The organism is Caulobacter sp. D5 (assembly GCF_003185805.1).
In the GTDB taxonomy this organism is placed as follows: Bacteria; Pseudomonadota; Alphaproteobacteria; order Caulobacterales; family Caulobacteraceae; genus Caulobacter.
On record NZ_QHJY01000183.1, the window covers coordinates 44,019 to 55,434 of the forward strand.

Sequence of the window (11,416 nt, forward strand, 5' to 3'; positions counted from 1 at the left end):
CGCCGACGCCCGTCACCAGAACGGCTTGAGGCCCGCCAGTTCGTCCAGCGCCGTCTTGGCCTCGCGGGTCAGGCTCTCGGCCTCTTCCGGCGCGGCCGAGAGGCGGCCGGCGGCGTAGGCGGCTTCGGGATCGCCGTCGGCCAGGGCGGCGGCGCGGGCCAGATCCGCGCCCAGGGTGGCGTCGTTGAGGCCGCCCAGCGCGTCCTGCATCTGCCGGGTCGCCGCCGACCACCGCTCCAGCCGCTTGGGATGGTCGGGGAACAGCGGGGCCAGGGCGTCGATGGCGTAGCGCAGGCCCTTGCCGCGAATGCGCAAGGCGTGGCGGGCCTCGATGTCGAGGACGTCGAAATCCTCGCCGCGCTTCAGCACGTCCTTGGCCAGCCTGTTCAGCTGCCTGGCCGCGAAGGCCTTGGCCGGCGTGCGGCGGGCCTCGGCGCGCTCGGGGTCTTCCAGCCAGTCGCCGGTCTCCAGCCAGGCGGCGATGTCGAGCGCCAGCGGGCCGAAGCGCTCGGGCCGGGCGGCGTCGACCGCACGGCCATAGGCGCCCTGCTGGGCCTCGACCAGCGCCTTGCCCAGCGCGCCCAGCCCCTCGACCGGCTGCGGATCGGCCGACACCGCCGGACGCCAGACGCCGGCGATATAGACGTCGAGGTCGCGGGCCGGACCCAGAGCGTCGGCCAGGGCCTTCAGCGCCTCGAGCGCCGGCGTGGCGGCCAGCTTGCCGGTCAAAGGGCGGAAAAGCTTGATCAGGGCGCGCAGCCGGCGGGCGGCGACGCGCAGTTCGTGCACCGCCTCGGGGCCGGGCAGGTCGGCCAGGGTCTCGGCGGCGACGCACAGGCGGCCCAGGGCGGTGTTGCCCAGGGCCTGGAAGGCCTCGCCGGCGGTCATGTCAGGGCGCAGAACGGCCGCTTCGCGCCGCGCCGAGGGCGCTTCACCCAGGGCCAGGGCGTAGCCTCGCTCGGCCTTGCTGACCAGGGACAGGCGCAGGGGCGCGTGGGCCATCAGGTCGCGCGCCAGGGCGAACAGGGCGGCGGGCGCGCCGGTCTTCAGTTCGAGCTCCAGCTCGCTGACGGCGGCGCGGTCGGTTCCGGCCTGCAGCTCGCCGCGATCCAGCGCCGCCTCGATGGTCGCCCCGCCGTGCTCGACCAGGCGCAGGGTGCGCTCGACCTTGGTGGCGAAGACGGGCGCGAGGACGTCGCCGTTGACGATGCGGCCGGCCGGGGTCTGGTCCAGCAGGTCGCGGTCGGGTCCGGGTCCGGTGACCGGGGCCTCCCATTCGCCGCGGGCGAACACCCCGCCGGCCGAGGCCGATTTCAGGGTCTGCTTGCGGCCGCCGTCGCCGTCGCGCACCCGCAGGCCGAAGCCCGCCCGGCGCAGGGCGTGGTCGGCGGTGTCGTAATAGGTGGCGTCGAGCCGGCGCACGGCCTCGCGGCCGTCCAGCCGGGCCAGGATCGCGTCGGAAGCCTCCGGGGCGATCAGGAACTTCAGTTCGATTTCGCGGTCCATGATCCGACTATAACCAGCCCGGAGGCGTTTGGCTTCCGCAACGCAACATCGGTGCGCATGCGCGGGCCGTCTTGCCATTCGGATCGCCCAAGTTCAAACCTGCGCGCCATGACGCCGATCAACATCTCCGCACAGCCCCGCCACGACTGGACCCTTTCCGAGGTCGAGGCCCTGTTCGCCCTGCCGTTCATGGAGCTGGTGTTCGAGGCCGCGGGCGTTCACCGCGCCTGGTTCGACCCCTCCGAGATGCAGCTGTCGCAGCTGCTGTCGGTCAAGACCGGCGGCTGCGCCGAGAACTGCGGCTATTGCAGCCAGAGCGCCCACTTCAAGACCGGCCTGAAGGCCGAGAAGCTGATGGAGCCGGCCGTGGTCATCGCCAAGGCCAAGGCCGCCCGCGACGGCGGCGCCCAGCGCTTCTGCATGGGGGCGGCCTGGCGCGAGCTGAAGGACCGCGACCTGCCCAAGCTCGCCGAGATGATCGGCGGGGTGAAGGCGCTGGGCCTGGAGACCTGCGCCACCCTGGGCATGCTGACCGCCGAACAGGCCAAGCAGCTGAAGGACGCGGGCCTGGACTACTACAACCACAACCTCGACACCGGCCCGGACTACTACAAGGACGTGGTGACGACCCGCACCTACCAGGAGCGCCTCGACACCCTGGCCTATGTGCGCGACGCGGGCATGAGCACCTGCTGCGGCGGCATCGTCGGCATGGGCGAGACCCGCCGCGACCGCGCCGGCCTGCTGCACCAGCTGGCCACCCTGCCCTCGCACCCCGACAGCCTGCCGATCAACGGCCTCGTCCCCATCAGCGGCACCCCGCTGGGCGACCAGATCCTGGCGGAAGGCGAAAAGGCCATCGACTCCATCGAGTTCGTGCGCACCATCGCTGTCGCCCGCCTCGTCTGCCCCAAGGCCATGGTCCGCCTGTCGGCCGGCCGCGAGGGCATGAGCCGCGAGCTGCAGGCGCTGTGCTTCATGGCCGGCGCCAACTCGATCTTCGTCGGCGGCAAGCTCTTGACCACGCCCCTGCCGGACATGGACGACGACAGCCGCCTGTTCCACGACCTCGACCTCAAGCCGATGGTCATGGTGAAGGCCGAGGTCGCGGCTCCGGAAGCCGTGCCGGCGGAGTAACTCTCTCCGTAAAATCCCCGCGAAAGCGGGGACCCAGGTGTTTTATCGTCGAGCGCTGTGGGTTTCAGAAAAAGCCTGGGTCCCCGCTTTCGCGGTGATTTTACGGGTGAGGGTGAGCGACAAGCCCACCCCCAAGCTCGAGCATTTCTGGACGAAATTTAATCCGGCGGCGCACGCCGCTCGCTTGTCCCGGAGGCCCCGCAACCTATGGTGCGGGGCATCTTCGCTTTTACGCGAACCTATTCGGGGCCTTTCATGAAGCTGTTCGCCTCCGCCGCCGTCGCGGCGTTGCTCCTCGCCAATCCCGTGCTGGCCCAAGCCGCGCCAAAGCCGGCCGCCAAGGTCACCGGCCAGCTGGCGCAGCTGCCCGAAGTCGACATCGCCTACACCAAGTTCACCCTGCCAAACGGCCTGACGGTGATCGTCCACGAGGACCACAAGGCCCCGATCGTGGCGGTGAACGTCTGGTACCACGTCGGCTCCAAGAACGAGCCCAAGGGCCGCACGGGCTTCGCCCACCTCTTCGAGCACCTGATGTTCAACGGTTCGGAGAACTTCAACGACGACTGGTTCAAGGCGCTGGAGAAGCTCGGCGCCACCGACATGAACGGCACCACCAACGAGGACCGCACCAACTACTTCCAGAACGTGCCGACCGCGGCCCTGGACCAGGTTCTGTGGCTGGAAAGCGACCGCATGGGCCACCTCGTCGGGGCCATCGACAAGGCCCGCCTCGACGAGCAGCGCGGCGTCGTCCAGAACGAGAAGCGCCAGGGCCAGAACCAGCCCTACGGCCAGGTCTGGGACGTGATCACCGCCAGCACCTACGACGCCGACCACCCTTATGGGCACACGGTCATCGGCGAGATGGAAGACCTCGACGCGGCCTCGCTGGACGACGTCAAGGACTGGTTCAAGAACTACTACGGCCCGGCCAACGCCACCCTCGTTCTGGCCGGCGACATCACGCCCGCCGAGGCCAGGGCGAAGGTCGAGAAGTACTTCGGCGACATCCCCTCGGGCCCGCCCGTCACCCGCCAGAAGGCCTGGGTGGCCAAGCGCACCGGCAGCCAGCGCGCCGAAATGCAGGACCGCGTGCCCCAGGCCCGGATCTACAAGATCTGGAACATCCCGCAGTACGGCTCGGCCGAGTCCGACTACCTGAACCTGCTGGGCGACGTGCTGGTCTCGGACAAGACCTCGCGGCTCTACAAGCGCCTCGTCTACACCGACCAGACCGCCGTCAATGTCGGCGCCGGCGTCAATGACAGCGAGATCGGCAGCCAGTTCATGGTCACCATCACCGTCAAGCCGGGCGGCGACCCGGCGGCGGTGGAAAAGGCCTTCGACGAGGAATTCCAGCGCCTGCTGCGCGACGGCCCCACCCCCGAGGAAGTGGCCAAGGTCCGCACGCTGAGCCTGTCGAACTTCGTGCGCGGGGTCGAACGGATCGGCGGCTTCGGCGGCAAGTCCGACATCCTGGCCGAAAGCCAAGTCTATCTGGGCTCGCCCGACGCCTACAAGGAGAGCCTGGAGCGCATTCGCGGGGCCACGGCGGGCCAGCTGCAGGCGGCCGGCAAGGCCTGGCTGACCGACGGCGACTTCACCCTGACGGTGACGCCGTTCCCGACCTACACGACCACCGCCGGCGTCGATCGCAAGACGATGCCCGAGGTCGGCGCGACCAAGGCCCCGGCCTTCGCCAAGCTGGAGCGCGCCACCCTGTCGAACGGGATCAAGGTGATCCTGGCCGAACGCCACGAGACCCCGCAGATCCGCATGGGCCTGCTGTTCGACGCCGGCCTCGCCGCCAGCGCCGGCGACAAGGCGGGCCTGACGGGCGTGGCCACCAGCATGCTGACCGAAGGCACGACGCATCGCGACGGCCTGACCATCAGCCGCGAACTGGCCCAACTGGGCGCGGGCATCGGCTCGGGCAGCGGCCTGGACTTCACCCAGGTGTCGCTCAACACCCTGACCACGACGCTCGACCCGGCCCTGGCGATCTATGCCGACGTGCTGCAGAACCCGGCCTTCAAGCCCGAGGACCTGGACCGGTTCAAGAAGCAGAACATCGCCGCCATCCAGCAGGCCAAGCAGAACCCGCAGGCGCTGTCGGGCCGCATCCTGCCGGTCCTGGCCTACGGCGCCGGTTCGCCCTACGGCCAGCTGACGACCGAGGCCTCGATCGCCTCGATCTCCCGCGACGACGTCGTGCGCTTCCAGAAGACCTGGCTGCAGCCGCAGGGCGCCACCCTGGTCGTGGTCGGCGACACCACCCTGGCCCAGCTGCTGCCGAAGCTGGAAGCCCAGCTGGGCGGCTGGAAGGGCGCCCAGACCAAGTCGAAGCCGCCGGTGCAGGCCGCGCCCAGCAAGGCGGCGGTCTATCTGATCGACAAGCCCGGCGCCCAGCAGTCGGTGATCACCGCCGGCAACCTCGTGCCGCCGCGCGATCCGAAGGACCAGGCCGCCCTGGACGCCTTCAACACCCTGTTCGGCGGCGACTTCGTCTCGCGCCTGAACATGAACCTGCGCGAGGACAAGCACTGGTCCTACGGCGCCGTCTCGGGCGTGCGCGACGCTCGCGGCTCGCGGCTGTTCCTGATCCGCGCGCCGGTGCAGACCGACAAGACCGCCGAGTCCTTCGCCGAGGCCCGCAAGGAGCTGACCGACATCATCGGCCCGCGTCCGGCGACCCCGGCCGAGCTGGCCAAGGCCCAGAACAGCCTGACCCTGTCGATGCCCGGCAGCTGGGAAACCGGCCAGGCCGTCTCGGACTCGATCGGCGAGCTGGTCAATTACGACCTGCCCGACAGCTATTTCGACGACTATCCGGCCGATGTGCGGGCGGTGACCGTCGACAGCGTCACGGCGGCGGCCAGGAAGGCGATCAAGCCGGACGAACTGGTCTGGGTGATCATCGGCGACCGCGCCGTCATCGAGCCCAAGCTCAAGGCCCTGAAGCTCGACATCCAGGTGATCGACGCCGACGGCAAGCCGGTGAAATAGCTGCCGTGACCCCCTCTCCCCTTGCGGGAGAGGGTGGCCTCCCAGAGGGAGGTCGGGTGAGGGGTCGCACCAACGCAAAACGCCGCGAAAGCCGATCAGCTTTCGCGGCGTTTTTGATGTCCGGGAGACCCCTCATCCGTCGGCTATCGCCGACACCTTCTCCCGCAAGGGGAGAAGGGAAAGCTCAGCGCTCCTCGTCGAACCGGTTTCCCACCAGCTCCACCAGCGCATCCACGGCGGCTTCGGCCTCGGGACCTTCGGCGGCGATGTCGATGGTCGAGCCGATGCCGGCGGCCAGCATCATCAGGCCCATGATCGAGCGGGCGTCGACGCTGGAGCCCTCGCGGGCGACCTTGACCTCGGCGTCGAAGCCCGAGGCCAGCTTGACGAACTTGGCCGAAGCCCGGGCGTGCAGCCCGCGCTCGTTGACGATCTCGACCGTGGCTGTCGCCGTTCGACTCATTTTTCTCCCGCCAGCACGTAGGAGGCCACGGAGATGTATTTCCGTCCAGCCTCCTGGGCATGGGCGACGCAGGCGTCGAGGTCGTCGCGGGTGCGGACGCTGGCCAGCTTGATCAGCATCGGCAGGTTCAGCCCGGCGATGACCTCGGCCTTGGTCTGCTCCATGACCGAGATGGCCAGGTTGCTGGGCGTGCCGCCGAACATGTCGGTCAGCAGAATGACCCCGGCGCCGTCGTCGACGGCGGCGCAGGCCTTCAGAATGTCCGACCGGCGACGCTCCATGTCGTCTTCCGGCCCGATGCAGATGGCCTTCACCGCGGTCTGCGGCCCCACCACATGCTCCATGGCGGAAACGAATTCCTCCGCCAATCGCCCGTGCGTGACGATCACGAGCCCGATCATGCCTGGTCTCTCAAACGGGATCCCCTTCGCCCGAAACGGCAGGGAGGCGCCGCGCGGGCCGCCTTGATACGCTTGTTAGGGAGCGACTCCAAGATGCTCCAGCATGCGTGCGATCTTCGTCGGAGCGGCGGGTTCGAGCGGCCACAGGTCGAAGACGGGTACGGAAACGCCCAAAACCACTTCAAACCGGGGCTCGGGCAGGCGTTCGACGCGTTCGGGGGCCTCGACGCAGCGCACCACCAGCGTGATCTCGGCCAGGCGCAAAGCCGGCTCGGAGACCACGCCGAAGCCCCGGATCTCGACCAGACCGGCCAGAGGATCGGGCGCGCGGCCGTAGAGCCGGCCGTCGGAAGCGAAGGTCACGACCCGATCATCGGCCACCAGGCGAAAGCCCGCCTCCAGGGTCCGCAGGGCCAGATCGCTCTTTCCCGCGCCCGAGGCCCCTTCGATCAGCGCCCCGCGCCAGCGGCCGCCGACCAGGCGGGCCACCAGCCCGGCGTGGCGGATCACTCGCGGCCTCCATGACCGTGGCCGTGATTGTGATGGCCGTCGCGATGCTCGGGCAGCTCGACCACGAACCGCGCGCCGATCACCTTGCCGGTCTCGTCCTGGCGGTTCTCGGCGTGGATCCTGCCGCCGTGCGCCTCGACGATCTGGCGGGCGATCGACAGGCCCAGGCCCGAATTGCCGCCGAACGCCCGGCCCTTGGGCCGCGAGGTGTAGAAGCGCTCGAAGATGGTCTCCAGATTGTCGGCCGGGATGCCCGGGCCGTCGTCCTCGACCGTCGTGGTCAGTCGGCCGTTCTGGCGGACCAGACCGACCCGCACCTCGCCGTCGCCGGCGCTGAACGAGCGGGCGTTGTCGATCAGGTTGCGGAACACCTGGCCCACGGGGATCTCCCGCGCCAGCACCCGGACCGGACCGGTCGGCAGGCCAGCCAGCACGACGCGGACGCTGAACGGCGGCTCCTCGCCGCGCACCTGGCCCTGATAGATGGCCGTCGTCTCGGTCAGCAGGCGGGCCAGGTCGATCGGCCGCGGCGCCTCGCGCGACAGCTCCGCATCGAGCCTGGAGGCGTTGGAGATGTCAGTGACCAGGCGATCCAGTCGCCCGACGTCCTGCTGCAGGATGCCGAGCAGGCGCTGGCGGGCCTTGGGCTCGGTGACGAGGTCCAGGGTCTCGATGGCCGAACGGATCGAGGTCAGGGGGTTCTTGATCTCGTGGGCCACGTCGGCGGCGAACCGCTCGATGGCCCCCATCCGCTCGGACAGGGCCTCGGTCATTTCTTCAAGAGATCGAGAAAGGTCGCCGATCTCGTCGTTGCGGCGCGAGATGTCGGGCAGGCTGATGGCTCGCGCGCCCTCCAGGCGCACGTGGTCGGCGGCCCGCGCCATGCGCAACACCGGCTGGGCCACCAGGCGGTGCAGCAGCACGCTGGAGACCAGCACCGCGCCCACGGCCACCAGCACGAAGGGCAGCAGGGCCTTGCGCTCGGCGGTGATGATCTCGTCGACGTCGCCGGCCTCGACGGTCAGGACGCCCAGAACCGCGCGGACGTGCTGGATCGGGATCGACACCGACACCACCCGCTCGCCGTTCTCGGCCACGCGCTGCTGCTTGACCGTCTCGCCCATGCGGGCGCGGGCGATCTCCTGCTCGAACTCGGCGCGGGCGCGCTCCAGGGCGCGGGGCTTGGCGTCCTTGTCCTGCAACGACAGCCGGAAGCCGTTGTCGCCGGCCTTGCGGGCGGGCGGCAGCACCTTCCACTCGACGCGGTCCTCGACGAGGTAGGAGTCGGCCAGCAGACGGCCCTGGCCGTCATAGAGGCGGGCGCGCTGCGAATGGCCGGCGAAGAAGGATTGCAGGATGTCGTTGGCCGCCGCCACGTCGAGCGCCGGCTCGGGCTCGCCCACGGTGGCGGCCCGTTCGATGATGTTGGCGATCAGCTCGCCCTGGGTGCTGAGGCTGTCGATCCGCGCGTTGATCAGGCCGTTGCGCAGCTCGTTGAGCACCAGGGCCCCGACCACCAGGATGGCCAGGGCCAGCAGGTTCAGGCCGATGATCAGCCGCCCCAGCCGCGAAGCGCGCGGCCAGGCCAGCCGGCGCCGTTCGCGCGGCGCCGGTTCGGGACCCGGCTCAGGCCTCGCGGTAGCGGTAGCCGACGCCATACAGGGTTTCGATGGAATCGAACTCGGGGTCCACCTGGCGGAACTTCTTGCGCATCCGCTTGATGTGGCTGTCGATGGTGCGGTCGTCGACATAGACCTGATCGTCGTAGGCGGCGTCCATCAGGTTGTCGCGGCTCTTCACGAAGCCGGGACGCTGGGCCAGCGATTGCAGCAGCAGGAACTCGGTGACCGTCAGGCGCACCGGCTTGCCGTCCCACAGGCTGTCGTGGCGGGCCGGGTCGAGCGTCAGCTTGCCGCGCTTCATCATCTTCGAGCCGGCGGCGCCGGCGGCCGGGGCCGCGGGATCCTCCTCCTCGGGACGGGCGCGACGCAGCACGGCCTTCACCCGTTCCAGCAGCAGGCGCTGGCTGAACGGCTTGTGCATGTAGTCGTCGGCGCCGAGGTTGAAGCCGAGGATCTCGTCGATCTCGTCGTCCTTCGAGGTCAGCATGATGACAGGCGTCTCGGACGACTGGCGCAGGCGGCGCAGCACTTCCATGCCGTCCATGCGCGGCATCTTGACGTCCAGGATGACGAGGTCGGGCGGATTGCTTTCCACCGCCTCGAGCCCGGAGACGCCGTCGTAATAGGCCTTCACCGTGTGGCCATGGCTCTCCAGGGCCAGAGAGACCGAAGCAACGATGTTTTCGTCGTCGTCGATGAGCGTGATCTCGGCCAAGCCGTGTAATCCTCCGAAAATCCGTGGGCCGATCCTATCGACCCTGGCGCTCCGCTACAACGCACGGAGCAGCCAAGCTTTCCATCCGGCCTTTTCTAACCCTATTGCGGCCGGGGCGTGGCGGGCTTGGACACACATGAGGCGTCGATCCGCCGCGCCGATACCAAGCCCGATACGAAGCCCAATACGAAGAAAGCGCAAAACACCGGTCTTGGCCCCTCAACCTCGCCTTAAGGTCTCGTACGCCATAGTCGAGTCTCAGGAGCCCCATCAGCCCATGAGCGACCAGGTCCATTACGAGCTATTCGTGCGCCGCAAGGTCGGCGCGCAATGGACTCTGGACATGGCCACCGAGGTCCGCAGCCACGCCCTGGCCCAGGCCGAGGAGGTTCTGAACTCGGGGCGCGCCGTCGCCGTGCGGGTTTCGAAAGAGACCCTGGACCCCGAAACCCGCGAATATCGCTCCATCTCGATCTTCACCAAGGGCATGGTCGACGGCGGCAAGCCGAAGAAGCCGGTGGAAGAGATGGAGCCGCTGTGCGTGCAGCCGGCCGACCTCTACACGGCCCACGCCCGCGACCGCATCGGCCGCCTGCTGGAAAGCTGGCTGCACCGCCACAAGGCCACGCCCTTCGAGCTGCTGCACCGGCCCGACCTGGTCGAGAAGCTGGAAGCCTCCGGCACCGACCTGCAGCACGCCCTGCAGAAGATCGCCATTCCCGAGGCCGAGGCCCGGGGCATGTCGGTCCACGAGCTGATCCGCAATTTCCAGGGCCTGGTCGAGCGCTCGGTCGCCAACCTGATGAAGGCCTTCAAGAAGGGCCAGCTGCCGGACCTCGACAAGGAAGGCTTCGCCAAAGCCGCCGAGCGCCTGGCCGCCGACCCCGACCGCGCCTTCCTGCTGGGGGCCGGCGTCGCCGCCTCGATCGCCCCGGCCAAGGACTGGAGCGAGAAGATCGCCCGCCTGCTCGACCTGGCCGACGCCGCGCCGGCCGAGCCCAAGGCCCGCGCCGCCGCCCTGGCCGCCATCGAGACCCCTCTGGCCGAGATCATCGGCTCCAAGGCCGGCATGGCCGACCTGCTCAACACCGCCGACGACCTGGGCGCCACCCTGGCCGCCATGACCCGCCTGGCCGGCGGGGCGCAGGTCGAGGCGCTGATCCGGATCGAGGCCAGCGTCCGGGCCTGCATGCCCGAGCTGTCCGGCACGGCCAAGCGCCTGGGCCAGTGGCTGACCGGCGACACCTTCCCCACCGTCCGCGCCTCGATCGCCCGCCGGGTGCTCAAGGAGCTGAACGGCGTGCGCCGCCTGAAGCCGACCGACGCCGAAAGCGAGATCGAGCACCTGCGGGCCCTGGCCATGGGCCTGACGGCCGCCGCCGGCCGCATCCTGCCGGCCGAAGACATCACCGCGGCCTTCACCACCCGTTCCAAGACCCTGCTCAACGGCGACTTCATCGAAAGCCTGCTGGGCCGCGACCGCTCGGCGCGCGAAGAGATCGTCATGCTGATCCGCCTGGCCGAGAACGTCATGGGCGCGGTCAACAAGCGCCACGCCGCCCGCTGGCTGTCGGCCAACATCCAGGCGATGCGCTTCGAGAAGGAGATGCGCCAGGGTCCCGACACCCCGTCGGTGAAGCTGGCCGCCCTGGCGGCGCTGCAGAAGTCGCTGATCCGCTCGGGCCTGGTGCCCGAGGACTACCAGCCGCTGTGCGCCAAGCTGGGCGACGTGGGCGGCATGGTCGAGGCCGACGCCCGCCTGCTGTCGCTGCTGGTCCGTGCGCCCGCGCCCCTGCCCCAGCGCCTGGCCCTGCTGGCCCGCCTGGCCACCGGCGAGGCCGGTCCCACCGGCCCGGTCGCCGACCGCGCCCGCATCGAGGCCCTGAAACTGGCCCGCGCCCCCGAAGCCCGCGAGGCCCTGGCGGCCAGTCCGGAGACGCTGGACCTGCTCAAGGGCCTGGTGCAGCAGCAACAGGCGGCCTGACCCGGAAACACCTCTCCCATAGGTGTTCAGACCGGGGACATCCGTGACAGGTGTTCGGAGACATCCGTG

The 11,416-nt window shown here is 69.5% G+C and carries 9 protein-coding genes; 3 read left to right on the top strand and 6 right to left on the bottom strand.

All coding sequences use genetic code 11. The annotated features are described in order from the left end of the window. Positions 1-12: 12 nt before the first annotated feature. A complete protein-coding gene (locus DMC18_RS13280) occupies positions 13-1,506 on the bottom strand; it encodes a CHAD domain-containing protein (RefSeq protein ID WP_110119888.1) in 1,494 nt (497 codons plus the stop codon). 108 nt (positions 1,507-1,614) lie between these two features. Between DMC18_RS13280 and bioB the strand changes: the two genes are divergently transcribed. Next, complete coding sequence (gene bioB / locus DMC18_RS13285; protein WP_110119889.1) at positions 1,615-2,643, top strand: biotin synthase BioB; 1,029 nt, start codon at positions 1,615-1,617, stop codon at positions 2,641-2,643. A gap of 255 nt (positions 2,644-2,898) precedes the next feature. Beyond that, entirely contained in the window at positions 2,899-5,652 is a 2,754-nt protein-coding gene (locus DMC18_RS13290) for a M16 family metallopeptidase (RefSeq protein ID WP_370444021.1), read from the top strand. A 184-nt stretch (positions 5,653-5,836) separates the two neighbouring features. Here the strand turns inward: DMC18_RS13290 and DMC18_RS13295 are convergent, their stop codons facing one another. The 5 genes from DMC18_RS13295 to DMC18_RS13315 form a co-directional block, all read right to left on the bottom strand. Next, positions 5,837-6,115 carry an HPr family phosphocarrier protein gene (locus DMC18_RS13295; RefSeq protein WP_110119891.1) on the bottom strand — a complete coding sequence of 93 codons (279 nt, stop codon included), beginning with the start codon at positions 6,113-6,115 and terminating at the stop codon, positions 5,837-5,839. Further along, complete coding sequence (locus DMC18_RS13300; protein ID WP_058348726.1) at positions 6,112-6,516, bottom strand: PTS sugar transporter subunit IIA; 405 nt, start codon at positions 6,514-6,516, stop codon at positions 6,112-6,114. Before DMC18_RS13300 ends, DMC18_RS13295 begins: the two co-directional genes overlap by 4 nt. Before the next feature lie 75 nt (positions 6,517-6,591). Beyond that, entirely contained in the window at positions 6,592-7,026 is a 435-nt protein-coding gene (locus DMC18_RS13305) for an HPr kinase/phosphorylase (RefSeq protein WP_110119892.1), read from the bottom strand. Continuing rightward, the gene (locus tag DMC18_RS13310) at positions 7,023-8,684 is read right to left on the bottom strand and encodes a sensor histidine kinase (protein ID WP_110119893.1); all 1,662 of its coding nucleotides are present in this window, start codon (positions 8,682-8,684) and stop codon (positions 7,023-7,025) included. The genes DMC18_RS13305 and DMC18_RS13310 overlap by 4 nt, the downstream gene beginning before the upstream one ends. Further along, positions 8,653-9,363 carry a response regulator transcription factor gene (locus DMC18_RS13315; RefSeq protein WP_110119894.1) on the bottom strand — a complete coding sequence of 237 codons (711 nt, stop codon included), beginning with the start codon at positions 9,361-9,363 and terminating at the stop codon, positions 8,653-8,655. The genes DMC18_RS13310 and DMC18_RS13315 overlap by 32 nt, the downstream gene beginning before the upstream one ends. A gap of 277 nt (positions 9,364-9,640) precedes the next feature. Between DMC18_RS13315 and DMC18_RS13320 the strand changes: the two genes are divergently transcribed. Continuing rightward, a complete protein-coding gene (locus DMC18_RS13320) occupies positions 9,641-11,347 on the top strand; it encodes a hypothetical protein (protein WP_110133001.1) in 1,707 nt (568 codons plus the stop codon). Positions 11,348-11,416 lie beyond the last annotated feature (69 nt).

What these genes read in the sequence shown, in the direction of transcription:
- DMC18_RS13280 (WP_110119888.1), bottom strand. Translation starts at nt 1,506, where the DNA reads ATGGACCGCGAAATCGAACTGAAGTTCCTGATCGCCCCGGAGGCTTCC.
- DMC18_RS13300 (WP_058348726.1), bottom strand. Translation starts at nt 6,516, where the DNA reads ATGATCGGGCTCGTGATCGTCACGCACGGGCGATTGGCGGAGGAATTC.
- DMC18_RS13310 (WP_110119893.1), bottom strand. Translation starts at nt 8,684, where the DNA reads ATGGCGTCGGCTACCGCTACCGCGAGGCCTGAGCCGGGTCCCGAACCG.
- DMC18_RS13290 (WP_370444021.1), top strand. Translation starts at nt 2,899, where the DNA reads ATGAAGCTGTTCGCCTCCGCCGCCGTCGCGGCGTTGCTCCTCGCCAAT.
- DMC18_RS13320 (WP_110133001.1), top strand. Translation starts at nt 9,641, where the DNA reads ATGAGCGACCAGGTCCATTACGAGCTATTCGTGCGCCGCAAGGTCGGC.
- DMC18_RS13295 (WP_110119891.1), bottom strand. Translation starts at nt 6,115, where the DNA reads ATGAGTCGAACGGCGACAGCCACGGTCGAGATCGTCAACGAGCGCGGG.
- bioB (WP_110119889.1), top strand. Translation starts at nt 1,615, where the DNA reads ATGACGCCGATCAACATCTCCGCACAGCCCCGCCACGACTGGACCCTT.